At 56.0% G+C, this 24,984-nt stretch carries 17 protein-coding genes and 1 tRNA gene; 15 read left to right on the plus strand and 3 right to left on the minus strand.

The annotated features are described in order from the left end of the window. The first annotated feature begins 79 nt into the window (after nucleotides 1-79). The 6 genes from Poly41_RS06050 (at nucleotide 80) to Poly41_RS06075 (ending at nucleotide 5,778) form a co-directional block, all read left to right on the plus strand. Nucleotides 80-370, plus strand: coding sequence for an STAS domain-containing protein (locus tag Poly41_RS06050; RefSeq protein ID WP_197231106.1), 291 nt, complete (start codon nucleotides 80-82; stop codon nucleotides 368-370). A gap of 168 nt (nucleotides 371-538) precedes the next feature. Continuing rightward, entirely contained in the window at nucleotides 539-988 is a 450-nt protein-coding gene (locus tag Poly41_RS06055; RefSeq protein ID WP_146525056.1) for an ATP-binding protein, read from the plus strand. 168 nt (nucleotides 989-1,156) lie between these two features. After that, nucleotides 1,157-1,229, plus strand: a tRNA-Asn gene (locus tag Poly41_RS06060). Between the two features lie 964 nt (nucleotides 1,230-2,193). Then, nucleotides 2,194-3,981, plus strand: a complete 1,788-nt coding sequence (locus Poly41_RS06065; protein ID WP_146525057.1) for a hypothetical protein — start codon at nucleotides 2,194-2,196, stop codon at nucleotides 3,979-3,981. A gap of 321 nt (nucleotides 3,982-4,302) precedes the next feature. After that, nucleotides 4,303-4,527, plus strand: a complete 225-nt coding sequence (locus Poly41_RS06070) for a hypothetical protein (RefSeq protein ID WP_146525058.1) — start codon at nucleotides 4,303-4,305, stop codon at nucleotides 4,525-4,527. A 255-nt stretch (nucleotides 4,528-4,782) separates the two neighbouring features. Next, nucleotides 4,783-5,778: a DUF1573 domain-containing protein gene (locus tag Poly41_RS06075; RefSeq protein WP_231615450.1), complete on the plus strand. Its 996-nt coding sequence runs from the start codon at nucleotides 4,783-4,785 to the stop codon at nucleotides 5,776-5,778. A 50-nt stretch (nucleotides 5,779-5,828) separates the two neighbouring features. On the opposite strand, the gene Poly41_RS06080 is transcribed toward Poly41_RS06075, so the two are convergent. Further along, complete coding sequence (locus Poly41_RS06080) at nucleotides 5,829-6,377, minus strand: tRNA (cytidine(34)-2'-O)-methyltransferase (RefSeq protein ID WP_146525059.1); 549 nt, start codon at nucleotides 6,375-6,377, stop codon at nucleotides 5,829-5,831. On the opposite strand from Poly41_RS06080, the gene Poly41_RS06085 reads away from it, so the two are divergent. Genes Poly41_RS06085 through nagB form a run of 3 tightly spaced genes read left to right on the plus strand, consistent with a single transcriptional unit; the run spans nucleotide 6,376 to nucleotide 9,227 of the window. Further along, nucleotides 6,376-7,074 carry a hypothetical protein gene (locus tag Poly41_RS06085; protein WP_146525060.1) on the plus strand — a complete coding sequence of 233 codons (699 nt, stop codon included), beginning with the start codon at nucleotides 6,376-6,378 and terminating at the stop codon, nucleotides 7,072-7,074. The genes Poly41_RS06080 and Poly41_RS06085 overlap by 2 nt on opposite strands. A gap of 12 nt (nucleotides 7,075-7,086) precedes the next feature. After that, nucleotides 7,087-8,460 carry an HD domain-containing protein gene (locus tag Poly41_RS06090; RefSeq protein WP_146525061.1) on the plus strand — a complete coding sequence of 458 codons (1,374 nt, stop codon included), beginning with the start codon at nucleotides 7,087-7,089 and terminating at the stop codon, nucleotides 8,458-8,460. Then, nucleotides 8,457-9,227, plus strand: a complete 771-nt coding sequence (nagB, locus tag Poly41_RS06095) for a glucosamine-6-phosphate deaminase (protein ID WP_231615451.1) — start codon at nucleotides 8,457-8,459, stop codon at nucleotides 9,225-9,227. Before Poly41_RS06090 ends, nagB begins: the two co-directional genes overlap by 4 nt. 278 nt (nucleotides 9,228-9,505) lie before the next feature. Here nagB and Poly41_RS34780 read toward each other — a convergent pair whose 3' ends face one another. Beyond that, nucleotides 9,506-9,919 (minus strand): hypothetical protein, encoded by a 414-nt coding sequence (locus tag Poly41_RS34780; protein ID WP_231615452.1) that lies wholly within the window; start codon nucleotides 9,917-9,919, stop codon nucleotides 9,506-9,508. Nucleotides 9,920-11,480: 1,561 nt separating this feature from the next. On the opposite strand from Poly41_RS34780, the gene Poly41_RS06105 reads away from it, so the two are divergent. The 6 genes from Poly41_RS06105 (at nucleotide 11,481) to Poly41_RS06130 (ending at nucleotide 21,887) form a co-directional block, all read left to right on the plus strand. After that, nucleotides 11,481-12,722 (plus strand): metallophosphoesterase family protein, encoded by a 1,242-nt coding sequence (locus tag Poly41_RS06105; RefSeq protein WP_146525062.1) that lies wholly within the window; start codon nucleotides 11,481-11,483, stop codon nucleotides 12,720-12,722. A gap of 105 nt (nucleotides 12,723-12,827) precedes the next feature. After that, nucleotides 12,828-16,565: an AAA family ATPase gene (locus Poly41_RS06110; RefSeq protein WP_146525063.1), complete on the plus strand. Its 3,738-nt coding sequence runs from the start codon at nucleotides 12,828-12,830 to the stop codon at nucleotides 16,563-16,565. Nucleotides 16,566-16,852: 287 nt separating this feature from the next. After that, nucleotides 16,853-17,878, plus strand: coding sequence for a TIGR03009 domain-containing protein (locus Poly41_RS06115; RefSeq protein ID WP_146525064.1), 1,026 nt, complete (start codon nucleotides 16,853-16,855; stop codon nucleotides 17,876-17,878). Nucleotides 17,879-18,789: 911 nt separating this feature from the next. After that, nucleotides 18,790-19,515 carry a ParA family protein gene (locus Poly41_RS06120; protein ID WP_231615453.1) on the plus strand — a complete coding sequence of 242 codons (726 nt, stop codon included), beginning with the start codon at nucleotides 18,790-18,792 and terminating at the stop codon, nucleotides 19,513-19,515. Continuing rightward, a complete protein-coding gene (locus Poly41_RS06125) occupies nucleotides 19,508-20,470 on the plus strand; it encodes a ParB/RepB/Spo0J family partition protein (RefSeq protein ID WP_231615454.1) in 963 nt (320 codons plus the stop codon). Before Poly41_RS06120 ends, Poly41_RS06125 begins: the two co-directional genes overlap by 8 nt. A 310-nt stretch (nucleotides 20,471-20,780) precedes the next feature. Continuing rightward, nucleotides 20,781-21,887, plus strand: a complete 1,107-nt coding sequence (locus Poly41_RS06130; protein ID WP_146525067.1) for an endonuclease/exonuclease/phosphatase family protein — start codon at nucleotides 20,781-20,783, stop codon at nucleotides 21,885-21,887. A gap of 20 nt (nucleotides 21,888-21,907) precedes the next feature. Here Poly41_RS06130 and Poly41_RS06135 read toward each other — a convergent pair whose 3' ends face one another. Next, nucleotides 21,908-24,943: a VWA domain-containing protein gene (locus tag Poly41_RS06135; protein WP_146525068.1), complete on the minus strand. Its 3,036-nt coding sequence runs from the start codon at nucleotides 24,941-24,943 to the stop codon at nucleotides 21,908-21,910. Between the last annotated feature and the right edge of the window lie 41 nt (nucleotides 24,944-24,984).

A 24,984-nucleotide genomic window follows, 5' to 3' on the forward strand; every position in this document is an offset into this window, starting at 1 on the left:
GGCTGATTTGAAAGCAATTCGGACATCCGATAGAAAGCCCGGGCAAACCGTCTCGTGCTCCGCCCAACAGTTGAATGGGGTGACAACTGCAGGTCAGTTTTCCCGGCACGTGTCTCAATGGATCGAGTCGCAGGTTGCCCCCGAACCCCAGCGGTCGGGCGAACCGAAACAGGTCGGCAAGCCAGCGTTAACGTTGAATTTGGACTTGGCCGAAGTTAGCTGGGTGAGTAGTGTCGGGTTAAACGAGTTGATCGAGATCAATCTCCACGCAAAGAAGAGCGGTGTTCGTCTGGTTCTGACGAACGTGCAATCGGTTGTTCGCGAAGTCTTCATGCTCACGCGATTGGAACGCATGTTCGAAGTCATCTGAGCGGAGCCTTGATCTCTAGACGACTGATCGCGGTCCCATCTTTTCGGATTGCGACTGGTAGCACTTAAAGGGCAGAGATTGTTGTCAAGGAGGTCCAAATGAAAAGGGTTTCGCCGTACAATCGCAGCCTTCTCGCGAACCGCCCCGAGTGTAGAAGAGCCGTTACTCATGCGAGCTAAGAACGTCCCAGCGTGGACCTTGCGTCGTACGATCCCGAGTGATACGTCGGTGGGCAGCGCTTTGGCACACGAATTGGTTGACGCGATGTTGGAGCGAAAATGGCCAGCGACGGATCTTTTTCGCGTGCAATTGGCCTATGAAGAAGCGATCGTCAATGCAATTCGGCACGGCAACCGGCACTGCAGCGACAAGACCGTCGAGGTTGAAATGTCATGCAAAGAGCAGGAGGTTTGTATTCGCATCACCGATCAAGGAAATGGCTTCGACCCTGCGGCGATTCCAGATCCAAGGCAACAGGAATTATTGGAAGTTCCTGGTGGCCGAGGCGTTCTGTTGATCTGTGAGATCATGAGCGAGATCAGTTTCAACGACACCGGGAACCAAATCACAATGATCAAACGTAGGGAAGATTTCCCACCCGAGCAGTGCGGCGGTTAACTCGGCGAACCAGCAGGAAAACTCCTTACAATAGGCGCAATCGGCGAATTCCGGCGTAATGTCGTCAGATCCTTTTTCGGAAGCCCAAGGTTCCCCTTGCGAGGAGCGACGGCCTCAAGTAAATTCTCAAAAACTTCAGCAAGCGGAAGCGAGTTGAAGCGTTAAGGATCCCCTGTAGCTCAGTTGGTAGAGCAGGCGGCTGTTAACCGCCTTGTCAGAGGTTCGAGTCCTCTCGGGGGAGCTATTTTGAAAATCGCGAAAACACTCGCGAACCGGTTAACGCCCGCTGCCTGTTATGGGCAGGCGGGCGTTTTTCGTTTTCGCCCCGTTTTTCGCGGTGTTTGGGTGAGATAGCCGACCTGGCAGCACCAACGCGGATCCTCAATTGAGGATAATTCGCGGCGTCCAGCAAAAAGTCCAGTGGAGTTGCACACAAAACCAACCCGTCAATGCATGCAAAACGCAGGAGTTATGTGGTACAACGAGCCCTTTGGGGGAGGTCGAGCGCAGCGAGGGAGAGGGTTTCTTGGCACCCAATTGACTTGCTCCCTACGACCCCTTTCGAATCGGTGATACTATCCATCGGTCTCCAAACCCCCACCGATTCGTCAGGCCACCCGCTGCGCGGGCAGGGGTGGTTGGATACCGAAACACTGCAGTCGTTACGACTTATCAACTGCACGACGTCAAAATCGGAGGAGAAGGGAGCCAGAGTCTCGGGCGAAACGGAATGCCCCGGCATCACCGAATCCGTTTTGATGGTCTTAGAACCTGCAGAAAACGGACAATCCGATCGACGGAATCGGTGTCTCGAATTCCCGTGCGGAGCGAACGTCCGCCTCGGAGGCTCCCCAGCGCATTAAAATCGCTACGATCGTTAAGCTGTGAACCGTCGTCTCAATACGTCAAGGCAAACCGGTTGTTTTGCCTTGGCGGTCTTCTTTACGTGTTCAACCCTTTGTTCGTAGTCGATGTAGTCAGTGCATCGCAATTTGTTTGCCTTGTTTTTCAGGTCAACGCAATCGATTTAAGTTCCAACATGACGAAATGCGTTTGTGTGTTGGTTGTCAATCGATTCGGAAGCGACCTTGGATAGCAAGGAAGTGAGCGAATTGTCGGTGCCAAGCCGAGGGGCGGGTGCTCCGGTGGCTTTGGAAAGCTGCGTCCTAGCAACACCCGTGTTGATTCCAGTGGAGAAAGAAAAGATGAAAAGGTTTTTGTTACCTACGATGACGGTCTTGTCGATCGTATTCGGGGTTAACTCCGCCAGCGCTGCTTGTTGCGGCGCCGTGAGCTATGAAGGCTGTGGCGGATGTGGTAGTTCAGTCGTTGAAGGCGGCGTTGTCTCAGATGGCGGAGCCATTGTTGACGGCGGAGCTGTCGCCGGCGGATCGTACACCGTGATGCGCAATGTGCAAGAAACGGTTTACGAACAAGTACAAGAAACTCGTTATCGTACGCGAAACGAAGTTTACTACGAAGACAAAGAAGTGACGGGAACCCGAATGGTTCCTGAAACTACAACTCGCGAAGTGCAGTACACCGTGAACGTCCCCACGTACGAAACTCGTACGAAGACGATCAACTACACGGTCATGAAGCCCGTTCAAGAAACGCACCAACGCGTGATCAATTACACCGTGCGTAAGCCTGTTTATCAGCAGCACACCAAGACGATCAACTACACGGTCATGAAGCCGGTTTACGAGACTCACCAAAAGGTGATCAACTACACCGTCAAAAAGCCAGTGTGGGAAACTCGCACCAAGACGATCAACTACACGGTCATGAATCCTGTGCGTGAAAACCACAGCAAAACCGTGAACTACACCGTCATGGTTCCTGTGACCGAGCAAAAGTCACGCACGATCAACTACACGGTTTACAACACCGTGAAGGAAGAGAAAGTTCGTACGGAAACCTACAGCGTTGTGGTTCCTCAGCAGTACACCAAGACGATCCAAGTCAAGGGTGGACACTGGGAAACGGTAACGGAAGAAGTTCCTGGCCGAATGATGAAGCGAACCGTTCGCGAACCAGGCACTTGGACTTACGATCCTTGCACATGCAAGTGCGTCTACACTCCCGGCTGCTGCCGCACCGAGTGCGTCCAAGGTTGCCCAACGACGATCTGCAAGAAAGTCTGGGTTCCTACCTGCGAAACGAAGGAAGTTTGCTGCACGAAGTACGTCCGCGAATGCCGCACTCGTGAAGTACCTTACACCGTTTGCCGTAAGGTTCCGGAATGCCGCACCAAGGTTTGCAACTACACCGTCTGCAAGATGGTTCCAGAATGCCGATCGAAGGAAGTATGCTGGACGACCTGCAAAATGGTCCCAGAATGCCGTACGAAGGAAGTCTGCTACAAGGTTTGCAACATGGTTTGCGAACAACGTCAAAAGACTTGCAACTACACGACCTGCAAGATGGTTCCTGAATGCCGAAGCAAGGAAGTTTGCTACACGACTTGCAGCTACGTCTGCGAGCCACGTACGAAGACCTGCAGCTACACGACCTGCAAAATGGTTCCCGAATGCCGCACCAAGGAAGTTTGCTACAAAGTATGTGTCATGGTTCCTGAATGCCGCACCAAGACCGTTTGCGAAACCACTTGCCGCAAAGAATGCTTCACGAAGATCGTGAAGGTTGCTAAGTGCCGTAAGGTTTGCGAACCTTACACGGTTACCAAGTGCGTTCCACGAGTGATCTGCAAGCAAGTTCCTGTCGAAGTATGCTGCCCAGCTCCTTGCTGTGGTTCGGTTTCTTCGGCATCGGACATGGGCGATTGCGGATGTGGCGAAGCTGCACCGTGTGGATGTGGCTGCGAAGCTGCTCCTTGCTGCCCAAGCGAAGGCCCGATCCGTGGCATGCTTCGCAAGATCTTCAGCGGTTGCAAGCTCAACAGCTGCGGATGCGACGCTGCACCAGCATGTGGTTGCGACGCAGAACCTACTTGTGGCTGCGAAGTTGCTGCTCCTGCATGCGGATGCTAATCACGGTCTGATGACTGTCGCGACTTGGGTCGCGCTGGACTCAAGTCCGTAGGACGTATGCAAAAATTGAATCGAGGCGGGGTGAGACTCTTTCGGGAGACTCGCCTCGCCTTTTTTCGTTAGCCACACCTCGAAAAACTCCTCCACGCCAGGCACGAGCGTCGCCTGGGATGATCCCGCGGGCTGTTTGCCTCGTTGTCGTCGGTTCTGTGGGCTTCGTCCTTTTTCGCTCACCGCAAAGGATGAGCTAGACTTTGACACCGCCTGTCGAACGCCTCCGACTCTTCAGGCATCCATGACTCTCCGATGGGCTGAAATCCTATGAAATACATGATCGCTGCTGTCGTCCTCGTTGCTGCATCCTTAGCTGCCTTCCACTATGGGGGGTGCTATCTCCTTGGCGGGATCGAAGCAGGCATGCCCAACGGAGGCGCCGGCAAGTTCAAGGAATACCACAAAGACAACCTGTTCACGGAGTATCTGCAGGGAGACAAACCAGACGATTTTCATGGCGGCGGTGTCACGAGCAACCCGTTCACCGAATAGCAAAGAAGTCCTCTTATTACACCTAGGCTTCCCAGCTATTCCAGATAACCGTAACGCCTGTAACCGTCAGGGTTTATTTGCATCAAATGATCCCCCGAACGGATGGGTTTGCCTTGCCTGATGGAAAATGACCGCTAACTTGAAGGAGAGGGTCGGACCAATCGATGCCGCGTTTCGATTGGGCCACAGCTCGAGTTCGCCTCCCACTCACCAATCTTCGATGAAGTAACGCGGCAACCTCTCGGGTAGATACGAATGTCCATAACCTTAATGCGATCCTTTTTCCAAGTAGCCGCGATGCTCAGCGTCGTCGGTTCCGCCGTTGCCGCAGATTGGAGCGACTCGGTATTTCCGATCAAGTCGCATGAATTCGGCACCGTCGCGGTCGCGGCGAAGACGGAATTTCGATTTCCGGTCAAGAACCCGTACTCGCAGCCGATGCACATTCAAACCGTCCGAACGAGTTGCGGATGCACGACGGGAATCGTCGAAACGGAATACGTAGCCCCTGGGGAAACCGGATCGGTTATGGCTCGTTTCAATACCGGCACGTTCCGCGGCAAGCGTGGCGCGACGTTGACGGTGGTGATTGACAAGCCGTTCTATGCCGAAGCTCGGTTGGTGGTCAATGGATACATTCGCAGCGATATGGTGTTTCACCCGGGCGAGATTGGGTTTGGAAAACTCAACCAAGGCGACACGGCGACCCAGCAATCGACGGTGATGTATGCGGGACGCAATGATTGGCAAGTGGTGGATGTTGTCAGCAACCACAGCTGGCTGATGCCGTCGTTCAAGCAAATCAGCCGGGGAAGTGGACGCGTCGACTATCAGATCGGAGTGACCGTTCGCGAAGACGCCCCAGAAGGCTACTTCCAGGACGAAATTATCGTGATCACGAATGATCACTCCATGCCTCGCGTGCCGCTTCGCGTGGCGGGCCAAGTCGAGAGTCTGCTCAACATTTCGCCGCAATCGATCGCTCTCGGGGGTGTAAAACTGGGGCAGCCGATTGTCAAGCGATTGGTCATTCGCAGCCAGGAACCGATCATGATCGAATCGATCGAGTGCGAAGGTTGGGAATGTGACTTCGAAAAGCCAACGGCACCGCAGAAGACATTCCTGCTCGAAACGACCTTTACGGCGGTCGACGCGACCGGATCGCAGCGCAAACCGGTTGTCATCAAGACATCGGGGCCTCGGTCAATCACTGCGAAAGCGCTGCTCACGGCCGATATCCGCGACCAGTAATCCGCGTGGTTTGGGATGCGATCCGCCTTTCGGGCGGATGTCGCCCTGATTCATTTTCCCAGGGTTTGACGCTGGTGTTCATACAGTGCGACTCCTACGCTGGTTGCGAGGTTCAAACTTCTCACTTTGTCAGCCATCGGAATTCGCAAGGCATTCGGTTGATCTTGGGTGAGGATCGAACGGGGCAAACCTGAAGATTCGCTACCAAAGACCAGCACATCTTCTTTTTCAAACGACGCGTCCCAAATCGTGCGGGTTGCGAAGCGAGAGAAGTAGAAGAAACGCCGCGGCGCGAGTTGGCGGACTAAATCGGCCCAATTGACCGCGTCGGCGAGCATCAGGTGCTGCCAATAATCGAGTCCCGCTCGGCGAAGTCGTTTGTCGTCAAGGCGAAAGGCCGCTGGACGAACGATCCACAACTTGGCGCCGACGGCCACGCAGGTGCGGCCAATGTTTCCGGTATTCTGAGCGATTTCTGGCTGGTACAACACCACGTGCGCGGCCGGTAAATTCGCTATACTTTCGAGCTGCGACCGCGCCACTTTCGAACCCAGCGGCCCTTGATCCACTCGCTCCTGTCTTTCTTGATTCTGATTCATGCCGATCCAAGTCACCTGTCCCAAATGCTTTAAGCGTTTTCAAGTCAGCGAGAAGTTCGCTGGTAAGAAAGGCCCTTGCCCAAGTTGCAAGAACACCATAACGGTTCCGGACAAAAACGAGGAGGTCGTCATCCATGAACACCCTGACGATGCCCCCAAAGATCGCAGCGGCCAGAGCGTTTTGGTTCCGATCAAACGAACCGAAACCGATGTCACGCGTAAGGGGCTAATTTTGACCATCGCCGCGGTCGTCGGTGTGTTCGCCATTGCGATTGCGTTCCGAATGCTTGGCGGCGAAGAGGGCCCCCCCGATTGGGCGAAGGTCCTTGGTGTGATCGCGTTGGCACCCCCGTTGGTCTGGGCCGGGTATTCGTTTGTCTACGATTCGGAACTCGAGCCCTACCGAGGGGCTGAGCTTCGCAACCGGGTCCTGATCGGTGCGGCCCTTTTGGCTTGCGTCTGGCTGGTCTATGCCTTCGTCCCCTCGTATGTTTTGGAGCTCGATCAGGCCGCCGAGATGTCCTACACGACCTTTGGCATCTTCTTTTGCATCATGTTGGGGATCGGTGCGGTGATTGCCGTGGCGACATTCGAATTGGAGTTCGTGGGCGGTTTAACCTTGGCTGGCCTTTATCTGCTGTCGGTGGTGCTGTTGGCACTCGTCAGCGGAGCGACTTTGGCTGGACTCGTGACGTGAGGAGTTTTTGGCATGACGCCTGAAGTCGTCCAATTGAATCGAGCCACCTCGCTGGTCCGGATTCCCCCGTCCGACGGTGTCCCGTTGACACCTCGCGTGCGGCGGGTTCTTGATTCGGCTCCGATGCGACGACTTGCCTCCATCAGCCAATTGGGGATGGTCTCCCTGGTTTACCCTGGCGCGACCCATTCGCGACTTGAGCATTCTCTGGGCGTCTATTTGAATGCCTTGCGGTTGTTGGCCCGGTTCGGCGACGATCCGCGATTTCAAGCGATCGTCGATCCGCCGGCGGCCGATGCCTTTCTATTGGCTGCCTTGCTTCACGATGTTGGTCATTGGCCGTTTTGCCACCCGATCGAAGACCTGCAGCTTGCGGGGCTGCGCGCCCATGAATCGCGTGTGAGTGATTGGATCGCCAAGTCGGAATTGGCGGAATGCATCGACCGGGATTGGCAATGCGAAACGAAGGATGTCGTCGAGCTTTTGGAACCCAGCGGAACATTGAGTCGATTGTCCAGTGCGGGGCGCGACTTTTTGCGCAGCTGCCTCAGTGGACCAGTTGACATCGACAAGCTTGATTACCTGCAACGGGACAGTTTGCATGCGGGGGTTCCCTATGGTCGCAATTTTGACGTCGCGCGATTGATTGGTTCCATGTGCATTCATCCCTCCAAGCCAAGGTTGGCAATTGGAGAGAAGGGTCGGACGGCGGCCGAGATGATGGTGTTCTCCCGATATGTCATGTTTAGCGAGGTGTATTGGCACCACACCGTTCGGTCCGCGACGGCAATGTTGCAGCGCGCCGTGTTCTCCGTCCAACGGTCGATTCCACTCGAATCGACGTTTGGGTTATCCGACGCCGAGTGGATCGCCCGGCTCGTTCAAGTCACCGGTTCCGACGCATGCTTGGCGACTTGCGGTGCTAGCGATTTGCTTGACGGATTATTTGGTCGCCAGCGCCGGCTGTTCAAACGAGTGGCCGAGTTCAATGCGATCGATCGTCGTGAAGTGCACCAGCAAATCGCTCGGCGACCCTATGGGACGTTGGTGGCGGCGAGCGAGAAGCTGGCCGAGCAATTGACGCGTTTGACGGGGCAATTGATCCGGGGATGGGAGGTCTTGATTGATGCGCCTCCAGTGAAATTGGAGGTCGATATCAATGTCGATGTGGTTGCACGCGATCAAACTGCCAAAAAACTGGCTGACGTCTCCGCCGTAGCGAAAGCACTCGCGGATCGTCAATTTGACGATCAAGTTAAACAGGTGCGAATCTTTGTTCGTCCCGAACTTCGCACGAAATTGTTCCAGACTCTTTCCACGGCCGATGCATGGTCAAGCTTATTGCTTGATGCAATCTCGGCTGTCAACGATGAGATCCCCTTGTGAGCACCGAGAAAACAGGTCCCACCCAGCCCATCGTCCTCCGTTGCCCCGACGCCGACGCTGCCTCGCGGAAAGTGGCTGACCTGATCACCGAAGCGATCACGGCAAAGCCGGCGATCGTGCTGGGGTTGGCCACAGGAGCAACACCGATTCAAACCTACGAACACTTGGTGGCCGGTTTTCGCAATGGCCGAGTCGACTTTCGTCACGCAACGTCGTTTAACTTGGATGAGTACATCGGCTTGGAAGCAAAGCACCCGCAGAGCTATCGCTACTACATGCAGCAGCACTTGTTCGATCACGTCAATTTTTCGCCAATGCGAACCTATGTACCCGATGGATGTGCCGACGACCCTGTGGCGCACGCCAGCGCCTACGACCAAGAGATCGGAAGGGTGGGTGGCATCGATCTCCAATTGCTCGGCATTGGTAGGAATGGACACATTGGTTTCAACGAGCCGGGTTCGCCGGCCGCGTCACGGACGCGAGTGGTCGATTTGGCGGAAGTGACAATCAAGAACAACGCACGCTATTTCGATTCACCCGATCAAGTCCCGAAGAAGGCCATCACGATGGGAATCGGGACGATTTTCGAGGCCAAGCAAATTGTGATGCTGGCGACCGGTGCCTCCAAAGCGAAAGTGATCCGTCAATCCTTGTTGGATCCACCGACCGAGTCGGTTCCCGCATCGCTGCTCCAGTTGCACTCCAGCGTCACCTTCGTGCTCGACGAGGCGGCCGCTAGCGAGCTGCCGGACGAAATTTGCTGACGAGGAAGTCGGGGGCTCCGCGATGGCTGACCGAGGCAGTGTCTGGGGGACACCCACACACCTGAATCTATTTGGCACACTCACGCCGCCCGCTGCGCACCGTCCGCACGGTCTCCCGCGACCCGCTCGACGAGTCGACAGTGCCAGCCCATCGTTGCTGCGGTAGGCCAGCCGCCTTTGAATGACTGCTGTGGAAAGCATCCGGCCTTAACGGGCGATTCGCACGGTATGCATTTGTGTTTCACGCCGCTGGCATCCGTCTTGCTTCTGCGTTGGTCTCAAGGAAGCAGTGCGTTGGTTGCACTGCCGACGAAGAACACTTTCAAGAGGGATACAATCATGATGCGTCGAATGTTGTTTTGTTGCGCGGTCGTAGCAGCCGCAAGTGTTGTCAGTGCGAGCCAAGCCCAGGCGGGTGGTTTTCTGTCGCGGTTGTGCGGTGGCGGTGATCCCTGCTGTGAGCCTGTTTGCTGTGAGCCCGTTTGCTGTGAGCCCGTTTGCTGTGAGCCCGTTTGCTGTGAGCCCGTGGTCGTTTGCTGCCCACCGCCCGTGGTCGTCTGTTGCCCACCCCCCGTCGCGGAGCGCTGCTGTGTTAAGGTCCGATACTGCGTGAAAGTCCGTCGCTGTTGTCCGCCAGTTTGCTGCTGGTAAGCGTCTCGGGTGGGCGTCTTGATCTGATCAGTGAACAACACGGGTGAGAGTCTTTTCTCGCCCGTGTTTCGCAAGGCGTTCGAGTTAGCGTCACCCAGACAGAGAGCATTGTTATCGACACAAGTCGCGCTGATGGATTCTGGCTCCCCTCTCTCCTCCGCGCGCGAGGTCGTGCAGTTTTAAGGCGTTTCTGATCGGGGAGTTACGGTGCCGTTACCTCTCCTTTGGGAGAGCTCGAGCCTAAGCGAGGGAGAGGGAAGACAGGCTGCGATGACAACATGAAATTCCAGCACGGTTTCTATACCGGCCCTCCCCCTCGCTGCGCTCGCCCCCTCCCGCTGCGCGGCTCGTTGTACCGCGTATCTCGGGTGGTGTTTTATACATCTGCGGGGTAGGTGACGAGATTTCGCTCTGGACTTTCGACAAACCGCTGCGAATGATTGCTGCCTTGCGGTTCGCGCTGGTGCTGCGAACATGGGAAAGCCTGTTGCACGGAGGTGCGGTTCATGGGTGCGGTGGCTCTCGGACTCCTCGGTCAAAAAACCGGCTCATCCGACCGAAGCTCGCGGAACCCAGACTCAAGGTTTTTTGGAGGTATGGCTCCGGTGTCCAATGATCTCTTAGAAAAGAGTCCCCGACGGTCGGTCGTCCGCAGGGAACCGGTAGCACCCTTGGCGCACCGTCGACCGGGATATCCCTTGTCAAGTTGCACCTCTGCAGAGCTCGACTCCGTTTCTACCGGCAACTGCACGATAACCAGTGAAAATAGCTCCTGCCAGCAATCATGGGACACCGGAGAGATGCCTCGAAAACCTCCTGCGCACGCTTCCGCCGGATGAGCCGAAAAACCTATGTGCGCAAGAGCCTCAGCAAGCTTGCACCTTCGCAAAAATCGGACAAGCGACGCAGTACCCCCATCTCCGAGGAGGTCGTGCAGTTTTTAAGTTGTTGATTGAAAAAGACTTACAAGATTTACCTCTCCCTCTGGGAGAGGTCGAGCCTAAGCGAGGGAGAGGGAAAACGGGCTGCGATTACAACATGAAATTCCAGCACTGTTTCTATACCGGCCCTCCCCCTCGCTTCGCTCGACCCCTCCCGCTGCGCGGGCAGGGGTGGTTGGATACCGAAACACGGTGTTCGTCACAACTTAAAAACCGGACGACCTCCGAAAATCAGGGGAGAAGGGATCCAGCATTCAAGGGATCCAGGATTCATGGGCGATCCTCGTCCAGATCCCAATGCCCAAAAGCAGATCTCGGATTGCTGTAACTCGCGGATCTCCACCAGCTTAAGTATTGCACCACCGCTTCTGCTGCGAGGGCGTTTTGAGTTCTGGTCCTGCCGTGTCAGGGGCGATCTCGGATCGAGGGGACGGTATCCGATCTCCAGCAGTCTTGGATGCTAGGCTAGCAAATCTTTTCGCGTTTCTTTTCGTGAAACATGCCAAATACGACTTGGTGATTTTTTGCAACTTTCGTTAAAGTACCGAGACTACGTAGCCGCACCCACGCTGCTAGAAAACGTCATAAGGTGCTTCACAAGAGGTGAACGAACTCGGTTGACCATGCAGATTCGTGGGACCAATCGCACAGGAGGGAGCCGATGCCAGGCGAATCGTTTCGATTTATTCACGCCAGTGATTTTCATCTTGAAGCACCACTCGGTGATCTTGACGCCGTCCCAAGTCATCTTCGCGAAGCGATGGCCGATGCGCCGCGCCGGGCTGCCAAGGCGGTTTTCGAAGCGGCGCTTGCGGACAACATTGATTTTTTGGTTCTGAGCGGCGACTTGCTCAGCCCTCAATCGGCTGGGCCGCATGGCATGTCACTGCTGCTTGATTATTTCGAGAAGCTGAACTCAAAGAAAACGCCCGTGTTTTGGGTCGCGGGACTTGCTGATGACCCGCAAAAGTGGCCGGATGCCGCTCCGCTGCCGCCGAATGTTACGCTGTTTCCTAAGAATCGTGTGGTGGCGATTCCGGTTGAACGAGCTGGCCGAACCATCTGTGTGGTCGTGGGTCGCAGCAGTGAGGGTCGCTCGGCGCTGCACGTTCCAAGTTATCGCGTCGAGCCCACCGAGGAATACACGGTTGCGATCGGGTATGGGGCGTCGGACGCCGATGCATTGGCCGAAGGTCGGTTTGAATACTGGGCTCTCGGCGGCGAGCACAATCGTAAAGCGATGGAGGGTGGAGCGGAGGGAGGTGCCTTTTACTGTGGAAGTCCGCAAGGTCGTTCACTGTGCGAACCTGGGCCTCACGGCTACACCGTCGTCGACGTGGATGCGGACCAGACGACTCGAGTGCATTCGATTGAATGCGATGCGTTTCGCTATTGTCAAGTTGAAATTGATGCATCGGAGATTGCCGCCGTGGGTGGCATTCGCAACTTGCTGGGCGAACGGATCACGCGATTGCAGCACGAGAATGGTGGCCGTCATCTGCTGATCGGGTGGGATATTTCGATCACCAGCGGCGAGAACTTGCACGCCTTGGGTGATAGCGAAGCACTGCTGGCGTGGCTTCGTCGCGAATTCGGGTCGGGCACGCCCTCGGCTTGGACGGCGTCTTTGGTCATTCGTCCACCGAAGCATTACCCAAAGTCGTGGAAGGATGAAGACACCATTTTGGGCGACTTTTTGCGAGCTTCCGAGAAATTCAGTAAAGCAGGCCAACGGGAATTGAATCTGGCTCCCTACACGGAAGAACATGGAAGCATTCGTAGTCCCACCGCAGCGTTGTTGGCCGATGTCTCGCCGTCGGCACGCGAAGCGATTTTGGATCAAGCAACCCTGTTAGGCGTGGAATTGCTCCGCGGCGGAAAACCAAACTTGGTGTCGTCGTGAGATGGATACACGTCCGAGACGCAAGATGTGCGCGTCGCAGTTGAAGCCTGAGCACCCGCGTGCTCGGTCACAAAGTCAAAATGGAATTACTTTGGAAATCCAATCATGAGAGTCAAAGACATACAGATCGACGGGTTCGGCGTCTGGACAGGGCTATCGGTCGACTCGCTTCCGGACGGGATGACGTTGTTCTATGGGCCGAACGAAGCCGGCAAGACAACGTTGATGCAATTCCTTCGTGCTCAATTGTACGGCTTTACCGCGGATCGTCGCGAACGCTATTTGCCACCCGTTTACGGAGGAACTCCGGGCGGTGCAATCCGCGTTACCGGACCGGGTGGTGGTTACGAAATTCGGCGCACTAGCCAGTTGACCGATTCGGGTGTGACCGGCCAATTGACCGTTACCGGCCAAGACGGTTTGGCCCAAGGACAGCATCGGCTCAGTAGTCTGCTTGGACAAATCGATGAGCCAATCTTCACGAACGTTTTCGCAATCGGCATCCGTGAGTTGCAGGAATTGTCGACGCTTGACGACACCTCCGCAGCCGATGAGCTGTACAAGCTATCGAGTGGGCTGGACCGCGTTTCGCTTGTCGATGTGCTGAAATCGCTGCGTGATGGTCGGAAGTCAATGGTCGGGAAGGTGAACGCCGACGATTCGGAAGAAGCTGCGAAGTTGACCGGGATGATCAGCAAACGCGAGAAATTGCGTGACGAAGTGGAGCAATTGACTCGGCACGGCCGTCGTTGGAGCGAGTTGGCCAGTCAGCGAAGGAGCCAGCAACAGGAAATCGAACAATCCACAGAGCGGATGGCGGCTTGGGAGAAGGAGGCTCGGTCGGTCGAAATCGCGACAAGCGTCTTTGAGACGTGGCAGCAGCGAGACCAATTGGCGGAGCGGATCCTTGAAACGGAAAAGCAATCGCAGTTGCCAGATGAGTCACCGGGACAATTGGTACAGATTGAAGCCATGGTTGAAGACGCCAAGGCGAAGATGGAAGAAGTCAAGGCGAAGCGTCGCGAGTTGCGGGTCAAGGCCGAGCAGATTCCTGTCTCCAAGCGAATGTTTGATCTGCAAGGACGTATCGAAGCAGCGTCGGAACAAGCCACGTGGGTCGAGGCGCTCGAGGAACAAATCGAGCGACTGGATGTGCAAATTGAAAAGGCTCGCAAGCAGCTTGAGACCGATGCGGATCGGCTAGGCATCGACGAAGAGGATCGCCGAGCGATCCTCGAGGGCGATCTGTCCAAGTTGCCTGATCTGTCCAAGCAAACCCTGTCGTCACTTGCAGGGCCTGCGAAGCGGGTGAAGGAACAGGTGTTCCTGCTTAGCCAAGCAAGAAACGAGGGAGCGGAACACAAGCAGCGTACAGAAAAACTAGGCGCCCAGCTTCAAGAAGTGTTGTCGCGTGCCCATGCAACGAACCTGCAACAGGCAATTCGCGAACAGACCGATTTGATTTCGACGCTACGCCATCGCATCCAGCTTGGTGAGCACCTCGAGAAATTGAAGCGACATTATCGCGACCTCGAAAAGGAATCGATCGATCTGACGACCGACGAGGCGCTACCCATCGATCGGCTGATCCTGCTTTCGGTGCCCTTCATCTTTGGTGGCATCGCCTTGATCTATGGCGTGTCGAATCTGCTCGGGCTGACGTGGTTCGCAGCCGAGCCCGACCCGACTTGGGGCATGCTGTGTCTGATGGTCGGTTTGATGAGCATGTTGACCTATTACTTCGGTCGTGAGAACGGGATGCGGTCGACGTCACGCGATTTGGATGATTGCGAACGCCAAATCGACACGCTGCGAAAGCAGATTCGTGAGCTCGAGGCCGAGCGAGGCGATGTCGATTCGTCGCTTCCGACAAGTGGCGAATCTTTGGAATTGAGGATCCGCGAAAGTGAAGCGCTGCTTGCAGAGCTCGAATCCTGCCTGCCAACCTATCACAATCACGAGGCGGTCAGTCAGTCGTTCAAGTCGGCGCGAGCGCGGGCGACTCAGGCAGCCGATGGGCTGAAAGCCGCACGCCGCGAGTGGTCGGCAACGCTCGATCAACTGGGGCTCAGTGAGTCGATGTCGCCGTCGAGTGTCCGCAAATTGAGCGATGGTTACGAGACCTTGCAAGCGAGTCGCCGCCGCTTGGATGAATTGAAGGCAGAAAAAGAGCAGCGTCGCCGTGAGCGACAAACGATTGCTCGGCGTATCGAAGCCTTGTATCTCGAAGCACTCGATCTTTCCGACGAGGCTGCCAAGCAGGACCCTGTGAAGGTGACGGAGAGCGACGATGAATCCGAGACCTCGAGTCGCCGGGTCACGATGCGATCGAATCCGCTCGATCAACTGAACCATTTGCATGAAGAGTTGTCCCGTCAACAGCATTGGATCAAACGCCGTCGCGAGCTCAAAGACCAGGATTTGAAACTCAAGAAGCAGCAGAGCTCGTACTTCCGGTCGATCCAGCGTGGCGAACAACAGCGGCGGGCGCTGTGGGCGAAGTGCGGAGTTGCAACGCCCGAACAGTTCTATGCAATGGTTGATAGCAAAGCAAGCTTGATGGAGATGCGGAAAGAGCACGCCGATCTCGAGAAGCAAGTTCGCTCGATCATCGGAACGCATGTTGACTACGATTGCGTCGCTCGCGAGATCGAGGGGGCGAGAATGAGCGACATCGAAAAACGTTGGGATTCTCTGACCACCCGGATGTCCGAGACGGAACAACGCGTTGCTCAACTGCGGACACAGCAAGGCGAGATCGCGCAAGAGATGAAGCAGCTTGGGGAAGACAGTCGGCTGACGGCCGCCCAACTGGAATTGGGCTGCATCGAACGAAAAATCAGTGCCGCGGTTCGACGCTGGCAAACTCTATCGATGGCAAGCTGCTTGCTCGAGGACGTTTGCGGAACCTTCGAGAGGGAACGGCAACCGGAAACGTTGCGTGAAGCGTCGTCATTTCTGACACAGTTGACCGACGGCAAGTACAGCCGAATCTGGACTCCGCTGGGAACCAACCAATTGAAGGTGGACGACACCGCTGGCAAATCGCTGTCGATTGATGTGCTCAGTCGTGGGACGCGCGAAGCGGTCTTTATCTCGCTGCGACTGTCGCTCGCCGCTTCCTACGCACGTCGTGGTGTGATGCTGCCACTTGTGCTGGATGACGTTCTCGTCAATTTTGACGGCGACCGTGCGATTGCAGCAGCAAGGACGCTGAAGACGTTTTCCGAGCTTGGACATCAGGTGATGATGTTCACTTGCCATGAACACATTGTTGATATCTTCCACGACATCGACGTCCAGGTTCGCATGATGCCGCCACAAGGTCAGCCTGGACGAGCGGAGATTCTGTTGCCCGAAGAGGTCGCAGAAGAAGAGCCGTATGAGGAAGAGGAGTATGAAGAAGAGACGCTCGAGGATGAATCGGTTCTGGAGGAGGAAGAGGTCGAAGCCATTGAGCCCGAACCAGTTGAGCCCGAGCCGGTGATGGAAGAGACGAAACCAAAAACGAAGATCGTCTACGTCGAAAAGAAGCTGAAGCGACCTGAGCCGAAGGTGGTGTTTGTCAAGCCGGAACCGAAGCCCGCGCCCGTTGAACACACGCCGAAGCCGGTCCGCAAGCCGGTTTACGTCGAGCCGATCACGATCGACGAGGACGAATCGGAGTGCGAGGAAGCCTCACCATCGATCGGTTGGGCATGGTTCGAGCGAGACGCGGACCAGAATCTGTCTTCGCCCGAAGAGGCAATTGCGTCGATTGCTCGTCGTGAATGGATCGAGGAGTCCGATTCGGGCGGAGAACGAGAGGAAGCGACGCCTTGGTGGCGCGCAACGGCGGAGTAGCCCACACCGACCACGCTTGTGTTCCGGCATAAAGGCAAGGGGTAAGTTGTTCTCGGTTGCCTGCGGAATAGCACCCACGCTCGGTCATAGGGGCGCGAGTTGGATTTCGATCCGCAAACGTGGGTTGTCGGTCGCGGGTCGTATCGGAGCTCGATGATCTAGGCCGCCAAAAAAGCGAGAATCTCCCTTTCGCTCTGCTGCAGCTTCTTGCTAAAAGCTTCCTGAGTTTGGTTGTATGGACACGGCCAAAACGCGTTTCACGACCACGTTTCACGCAGGCGTCACGGATGATCCGAATTTCTTGGACTGGCTTCTGTCTTGCCGCATTCCTTGCGGTTCCACTTTTCTCGCAGCAACCTGTCGGGACTACGGTTCCGTCCTATGCTCAGCAACCCGCTGCAGCAGACGCCCAGCCCTCTGCCGATGCCCGCGTCGCGGCGCTGCAAAGGCAACAAGCCGCTGCACAAGCACAGGCGGCTGCACAAGCACAGGCGGCTGCAAGCAGGCAGCCATTCGAACCTCTGACAGCGGCTCAGCAAGCGCAGCTCAACCAGTTGCTGCTGTCTTGGCAGCAGCAGAGCCAGGGGACGACGACGCTCGATTGCCGGTTCCAACGTTGGCATTTCGATAACCAAGCGGCACCCGCAGGCGTCCACGCAACCCGCGCCGATGGCGTGATCAAATATGCCAAGCCAGACAAAGGGCTGTTCCGCGTCGACTCACTTGTCTTCTACAAAGGCATGGAGGGAGGAAAGCCTCAGTTCGGTGCTCAGCCCGGCATGTACGGTGAACACTGGGTTTGTAACGGAAAGCAGTTGATTGAGTTTGATCGCAGCAATAAGCAATGCAAAAAACAAGACTTGCCACCGGAGATGCAGGGTCAAAAGATTTTCAATAGCCCGCTGCCGTTCGTGTTCAATTTGGATGCCAAAGAGATCCAACAACGATATTGGGTTCGCCAGGTCGCCGCTCCCGCCGAGGGCATTCTGCTGATCGAAGCATGGCCGAAGCGTCAAGACGATCGCGCCCAATACAAGATGGTGCAAATCGCTCTCGATGAAGAGACCTTCTTACCCAAGGCGTTGGTCATGTACGCCCCAAACTTCCATCCGGTCAATGCAGCAAAATGGGACCAATATGAATTCGTTGATATGAAGCAAAATGGTGTGGGGAATACCATCACGAATTTCATGAACAATTTCATCGACGAAACACCGCCAAGTGACTGGACGATCTTCCACGAGAAGTTCAATCCAGTGGTGGACCCACCGACGCAGCAGGCGAGCGGCCAACCCGTGGGTCAACGTCGATAGTCGGAAGGCCCGCCGGTCGAAGCGATTTACGCAACCTGGTAGATCTTAAGCTTCGAGACTCGGGTGCTTTGCCTGCCATGAGATTCTGGGATCCCGGAACTCATCAAGAGTTTCGGTCGACTCCGTGAGACGCTGGAAGTCTTGACGGCTTCCGCTGCAGCCCAAACTCTATAGCTAAATCCGGACAATGCGCTAGCCTTTGCGCAGGCTAGCAGCCTGCACTGCGACGTCAGTTGTCCGTCCGTTCCTGATTTCGGTGCTGTCATCAGCGTGCCTCGCTCGCGCTGCCTTCCTGGCCCGGCTTTGCGTGTCATGCAATTCTTAGCTACTTGAACTCTATGCGTTTACGGACCTCACACTCCATAGAGCGTGGCGTGATGGGAATCCTGCCTGCGCGGCAAGTTAGAGTGACTTTGTAAATTCTGGTTCACCCAAGATTCTGGCCCCCTTCTCCCCCGATTTTTCGGGGGAGAAGGGCTGGGGATGAGGGGGTCAGCAGGCGCATATATCCGCTAAAACAGCGATAAACCTGCACGACGGAACGCCCCTCACCCCCGGCCCCTCGCCCCGCGTGCGCGCGGGGAGAGGGGAGCCAGAATCCATCCGCGCGACTTGTGTCGATAACAATACTCTCTGGATGGGGAACGCTTAACTCTACGACGTCGAAATCTCGGGGGAGAAGGGAGTCAGTGAGAATGGGTGCTCCATGGTCGGGTGAATCCATGCTGCACGTAGAGGATCGCAACCGCATTCCCGCAAAGTTGCATCCTTCTGGGAATGTCAATAGCAGTTTCTTGTGAAACCAGTCTTGTTTTTCCCATGCGAATTTTCGTAATCTTCGGGAGCGCCACGATCGTGGCGACAGACCGAGGTTGAAAAAGGAACGGGCGGTGGGACGGATTCTTTGCGTCGTGAACCAGAAAGGAGGCGTGGGAAAGACAACCACTGCGGTGAACCTTTCGGCTGCGCTTGCGATGTCTGGCAAACGGGCCCTGTTGCTTGATATGGATCCGCAATGCAATGCAACGGGATCGCTCGGTTTAGAACCCACCGACGGGCATGCGATGATTCGCAGCCAGCCGATCAGCGATCAAATCGTTGAAACCAAAATGGAAAACCTCTCGATGATCCGTGGTAGCCGAACGCTTCAAGACGTCGATCGATTGGCGGCGGCGGGTGAAAGCGAAACCGGCATCGTTCGCGACCACCTCGATTCGATCATCGATACCTACGATTTTGTCTTGATTGATTGCCCGCCCAGTGTCGGCCCGTTGACTCAGACCGCGCTCTCCGGCAGCACGGAAGTGTTGATGCCGATCCAGTGCGAGTATTTCGCTATGGAAGGGCTGACTCAACTCATCCAAACCATCAAGAAGGTGATCGTCGCCACGGATGGCAGACTGACCTTTGGTGGGATCCTACTTACCATGTATGATCCCTATCTCGAATTGACCCGAGAAGTCGACGACGAAGTACGTGACTTCTTCGGCGATATCGTTTTCGATTGTGTCGTCCCTCGTGATGTTTCGCTCTGCGAAGCCCCGAGTCACGGCAAAACCGTGTTTGAGTATGCACCGCGATCCCGCGGCGCGTTTGCTTATACCCAGCTGTGCATGGAGGTGCTCGAGCGTGACTAGTGCAACAACCAATAAAGATCGGCGTTTAGGAAAAGGGCTTGCGGCTCTGTTAGGGACGCCAATGGATGAGGAAGGCAATCCGCTGCCAGAAGACTCAGCCGAGGGTCGCTCGAAGATCCAATCGCTCGAATTGCCAGTGGGCGAGATCCAGAACAATCCGTTCCAACCCCGTCGCGAATTCAATCCAGAGGAAATCGCCTCGTTGGCGGAGAGTCTGAAGAACCATCAGCAACTGCAGCCGGTTTTGGTTCGGATCGTGGATGGGAAGTACCAATTGATCAGCGGCGAACGCCGGCTGCGCGCGACCATTCACGCGGGGCTGCCAACCATCCGCGCGGAAGTTCGCGAAGCCGATGATCGCCTGGTCGCGGAATTGGCCATCATCGAGAACTTGCAACGCAAGGACTTGAACCCAATCGAAAAAGCGCTGTCATTCAAGCGATACATTGATGAACACAAATGCAAGCAAGACGATCTGGCTCGTCGCTTGAGTATCGACCGTAGCACGATTGCCAACCTGATGCGATTGTTGGAATTGCCTGACGCGATCCTTGATATGCTGCAAGCGGGCGACCTTACTGCCGGACACGCCCGGGCGTTGTTGCCGATTGGCGATGAGGAAATCCAAAACCGAACCGCCGCGAAAATTAAGGAAGAGACATGGAGTGTGCGGGCAACGGAGACCCATGTTGCTGAGCTGTTGAAAGCCGAAGAAGATGAAGAGACCGGTAAGAAAGTGGTTAACGCGACGCGTCAAAAACGACGCACCGTCTCGCCGCAGATTGAAGCGATGCAACAAGAGATGAGAATGATCTTCGGGACGAAAGTCGAGATCAAAAGCTCGGCTCGCGGTCGCGGTAAGATCACCTTGCACTTCACTGACCCGGATGAATTCGAACGCTTGCGAGAGCTGTTGTCCGATGCTGGGAAGCCAAGACTTCGGGTGGCGGGATAAGGCTCTGTCACACCTTGGTTTGAGGTTTGCCGCGAATTTGTAGAACGGACTTCCCGTTCGTAGTTTGTTGATCGGAATGACGGATTGGATGTCCGTCGTACCCCAATTCTTAGTTGTGACAAACCACGAGCAGCGTCGCGTGGTTTTGGACGCCGGGGCGGGCTCGATTTGGAGTCGAACTCAGGTTGGTAACTTGTGTGGCATAGGAGGAGTTTGCCGGTTATAGCGGATGTAGGGCGTGGCTGCGTGAAACAGGTCTCTGTGATCTCCGATCGTTGCCGACGCGAATTTCTGGTATCGAAGGAGGCTGATGGTGGGACTACTTTTCGGACGCAGTCGGCGACGGTCCATCTTTTCTTACATCCCGCTCATTCGATGGATCGGGCCTTTGGTAAGTGTTGCTGGCATTCTGGTTGCCAGCTTCTTCGCACTGACCGGCAGGATCGACTTATCAAAGTTTGACACCTGGTCGGAACAGGCTGACGACTCGGCACAGTTGGCAAGTACCCAAACCGAGGGACCGCAGCATGAGAGCTCGACCGTGCCACGGTCGCCCATGACGATACGGGTTGCGACGTTTCACATTCAAATGTTCGGTGACAAAAAATCTCAGACGCGATCGATTCCCCAGGTGCCTGGTGTCGACGTCATGGGGACGATCTCGCACCTGATTCGTCAATTCGATTTGGTTGCCATTCAAGGGGTCCGAAGTAACGATGTGCTTCCTGTGCAGCGTATACTGGACTTGGTGAACGAGCTCGGTGGCTCCTACACCGCGACGGTCAGCCAACCGATCGGGCGGGCTGGGGATACCGAATGTTACGCGTTTGTTTGGGACATGCAGCGACTGCGCATCCAGGGCCAACCGTATGTCGTTCAAGACACTGCCGATCGAATGCGTCGCGAGCCGATGGTCGCATCCTTTATGACAGTCACCGATCCGAGCGACACGCGTGAGCCATTTCGCTTCACGGTGATTAACGCGCATCGTGACTCCGATTCGATGTCAACGCCTGCCACCGCAAGTGAAGTCAACGTACTCGACGATGTCTTTGTTCGCGTCCGAGACTACGAATACGGTCAGACCGGCGAAGAAGATTGTATTTTGATGGGGGACTTGAATGCAGGTTTGGACGACTTGCAAGAATTGGCGATGATTCCGAATGTGGTGTCGGTCGCGGGAGACATCAAGAGCGACGTGTTTCGTCGTAAAACCCTTGACCATATTTTGCTCGATCGGACGATGACCACCGAGTTTACAGGGCAGACCGGAGTGATCGATTTCTGTCAAGATCTGAGGTTGACGGAGACGCAGGCGAGAACGATCAGTGACCATCTTCCGGTCTGGGCGGAGTTTAGCATTTACGAGTCACCACGCTATCAAGCCAATGCATCGATTCCACAATCCGTTCGGTAAACCTCAAGCCGCGCGTTAAATCAAGTGTCGCCTGGCTTCTTTTTCGCTCTTCGTTTTGCTTCGAGCAATCGCTCCGTGTAGCTGGGGCCTTCATCCGGTTGCGGTTCGATGTTCGGTTTCCCTGACTGGGGCCCTGTCGCAGAATCGGCAAAGGTTGTTTCGCTGGTGTTGTCGGTTGTGTCGACCGCAGAGGGTTCAAACCGAACGCTTGTTCGCCGCCGCTCAAGGGAGTCGCTGAGTGAATCCTTGCTCTTTCTTAATGCGTCGAGTCGGGTGGTCGCCACGCTTTCGCTAGCGGTCGATTTTCCTCGGATGCGATGGATCGTCCGGTGGACCCAATCGAAAGGAATCGCCACTCGGCGGACGAAAACATCACCGAGAAACAGCCCACAGCTTGCTAGCACAAACCATGGCCACGCGTCACGGAATGATCTTGCCAGCGCCAGGCCGCCACGGAACGCGTTGGTATCGATAAGGGCTTCGCTGAGTTGGATTTCCAGCGGAGGAGCGACCTGACCAGCCTCGCCTCCTCTTGGCTTGATCGAGGCCAAGGACTCGATCAAGGCTTGGTTCGTTTCTCGGACGCGGAACTCATCGCTGTAGGGTACCGTCACACCGGTGGTCAGCGGCGAGGCTCCCGGGCCAGGCGTCACGTTGACGAAATAGCTGCCGGCTTCGTCAGCTGGGAAGGATCCCACGTACCGACCGGGGGCCGCTTGCCGCATCCGCAGTGCGATCGGTTTCAAGCGGGGGTCGAGGGCGGATGCGTTGATGTCCAGGAAGTTCAAGAACGAGTCATCCTGGTCGAGCGCGCTGACAACGACTTGGACTTCACCGTCGCGAACTTGCGTTGCGATCGAGAATTTCCCGGTGTCGCCGGTGGGACGCATTAGCCACCGGACCAATTGGGAATAGAACTTCTCGTAGCCGCCCCACGACGTCCAATCGGCGGCCCAACGCGCGCCCGCGTCGGTCGTCATGACGGCCGTGCGGCCAAGCCCATAGGTCCAAACCGCCAAAACGGTCGCATTTTCTGGTGAATCGGGTTTCGGCGATTGGATCAACACTTGGGCCAGCGGGCTATCCTTGGTTTGCGTCAACACAAAGCCGTTGATGTTTGGCAGTACCCGGTCCACGCCGTCGAGCATGGCGTGCGGGAAGATGATTTCGGGGACCGCCCCGCCCGGCGGCTCATAAACCAATGGGCGTGACACACGGCGAGCTTCACGTTGAAAGATCTTCGGCAGTGCTCTCCCATCCCGCACCGCGTAATACTTGCCGCCCGTTGCTTGAGCAATCTGTTGCAATCGGCGACTTTCGGTCAAGCCGTGGGATGCGACGGCCACCGTGCTGATGGTGACGTTGTTCTTCTTAAACGAGCTGATCGTTGCTGGCGAGGGATCGCTTGGATCACCGTCACTGATGATGATGCAGTGCTTGATCGACGCGGGGGTGCGAGTCAAGCCGGCAACCGCCATCTTCATCGCGGGGTCGAATTGAGGCATATCGCCGGGCGTCATGCGTCCGATTGCGGCCAGCATCGCTTTACGGTTCGGACCGACTTCGAGCAGCCCATTCTTGCCGCCCCACAGCCATGTATCGCCGTTCATGCTCCAGTGCAAAACGCCTGCATAATCGGCGGGGCCCAATTGTTCCACGGCGGCTCCCGCAATCTTTTTTTGCCAGTAATTTCCCTCAGCCATTTCGCTGGCGTGCATGATGCATGCCAAGGCGCCGACCGCTTGCACCTTGCTGTTGCGAATCTTGAAGTCCACGGGCATGGCTTTTTCAATTTCGGTTCCCGTCCAGCCACCGGCACCAAAAGACTCGGGGCCCCCGATCATCAATAGCCCTGCCCCAAGTTGTTGGGTGTTGCGTACCAGCATCTCGATTTGTTCATCGGTGAACGAGCTGATCATATCGCTCGTCTCACCAGCGACTCGAGGCACCCCGGCGAGAATCACGGCATCATAGGCTTGGAGTTCCGCCAGCGAGCCGAACAACTCATCGCTTGGCATCGCGACCACTTCGATGTTGTTATCACGCAGCGTCTCGATCAACAGGTCGAAGTCGCCGAGCCGAGTCTTGTCCTCGATCATCAGCACACGGCCCTTGCCACGAACGTAGGTGTAGGCGGTGGCGCTATTGTTTTGCCGAATGCCGTCGTCCTCATCCGTGTCAGGGACGAATTCGGCTTCGTACGTGTAGGCGGCCGGTTGCTCAATCGTGTGTCTTAGAGGGAAAACATTTTTGCCAGCATCTAAGCTGATCGATTGTTCGAGCAGCAACGATTCCTCGCCGCCGACGTTCTGTTTCACCCGCAACCGCCCCTCAACCGGCCCGGTGGCTGAGGCGTCGGAATAGTTGCTGATCACGACGCGAGCTTCAAACGGTTGCCCCTTGCGGATGTTTTCCGGCAAGTCGATCTTCTCGAGTAGCACCTCGCTCTTGGCGTCAAGCCGTACCGGAACGACATCAATGCCAATGCCCGATTCCGCGGCGCGGCGGGCCAATTTTCGAGCTTGGCCGATGTTCTCGTTGCCATCGGTGACGATCACGATCCGCCGTGATGTGTCTTCGGACATCGAAGCTTGGGCCAAATTCAGTGCCGATTCCAAGTTGGTTGCGTCCGTTCGGTCCCGCAGACTCTCTAGTCGTCGCAGCGGTGGAATATCGTCGTCAAACGGAGGCACTTCGATGGACGCGTCACGACCAAAGACAACGATTCCAGCTCGATCCTCGCGTTGCCCGTCGCGGTGTCGACGAACGTTGCGAATCACGTAGTCGAGCATCACTTGCCGTTTGATGCGTGGAATGCTCTCCGATTGATCGAGCAAGTACATCACCGTCACGCGGTCGCTGACCCAAATCAATTGCACTCCGGCGAGCGCCAACACAACGCCTGTCCAAACGATCGTGCGAAAGGAAATCGCCAAAATACGCCGGAATCTGCCCAGAGCTCCAAGCGAACGAAAACCGGCCCACCACAACAGCGGCAATCCCAACAGAAGCCACAAGTATGCCGGATGATCGAATCCAAGCTGAAAAGGGATCATCGTTGGGCGGTGTCCAAACAGGAGTGTGTTAGGTTTGAGTG

This window comes from Novipirellula artificiosorum (assembly GCF_007860135.1).
Taxonomy (GTDB): Bacteria; Planctomycetota; Planctomycetia; order Pirellulales; family Pirellulaceae; genus Novipirellula_A; species Novipirellula_A artificiosorum.

Excerpts from the sequence above, each read along its gene's own strand:
- Poly41_RS06070 (WP_146525058.1), top strand. The coding sequence starts at position 4,303 with ATGAAATACATGATCGCTGCTGTCGTCCTCGTTGCTGCATCCTTAGCT.
- Poly41_RS06085 (WP_146525060.1), top strand. The coding sequence starts at position 6,376 with ATGCCGATCCAAGTCACCTGTCCCAAATGCTTTAAGCGTTTTCAAGTC.
- Poly41_RS06055 (WP_146525056.1), top strand. The coding sequence starts at position 539 with ATGCGAGCTAAGAACGTCCCAGCGTGGACCTTGCGTCGTACGATCCCG.
- Poly41_RS06065 (WP_146525057.1), top strand. The coding sequence starts at position 2,194 with ATGAAAAGGTTTTTGTTACCTACGATGACGGTCTTGTCGATCGTATTC.
- Poly41_RS06135 (WP_146525068.1), bottom strand. The coding sequence starts at position 24,943 with ATGATCCCTTTTCAGCTTGGATTCGATCATCCGGCATACTTGTGGCTT.
- Poly41_RS06115 (WP_146525064.1), top strand. The coding sequence starts at position 16,853 with ATGATCCGAATTTCTTGGACTGGCTTCTGTCTTGCCGCATTCCTTGCG.
- Poly41_RS06110 (WP_146525063.1), top strand. The coding sequence starts at position 12,828 with ATGAGAGTCAAAGACATACAGATCGACGGGTTCGGCGTCTGGACAGGG.
- Poly41_RS06130 (WP_146525067.1), top strand. The coding sequence starts at position 20,781 with ATGGTGGGACTACTTTTCGGACGCAGTCGGCGACGGTCCATCTTTTCT.
- Poly41_RS06105 (WP_146525062.1), top strand. The coding sequence starts at position 11,481 with ATGCCAGGCGAATCGTTTCGATTTATTCACGCCAGTGATTTTCATCTT.
- Poly41_RS06090 (WP_146525061.1), top strand. The coding sequence starts at position 7,087 with ATGACGCCTGAAGTCGTCCAATTGAATCGAGCCACCTCGCTGGTCCGG.
- Poly41_RS06075 (WP_231615450.1), top strand. The coding sequence starts at position 4,783 with ATGTCCATAACCTTAATGCGATCCTTTTTCCAAGTAGCCGCGATGCTC.
- Poly41_RS06080 (WP_146525059.1), bottom strand. The coding sequence starts at position 6,377 with ATGAATCAGAATCAAGAAAGACAGGAGCGAGTGGATCAAGGGCCGCTG.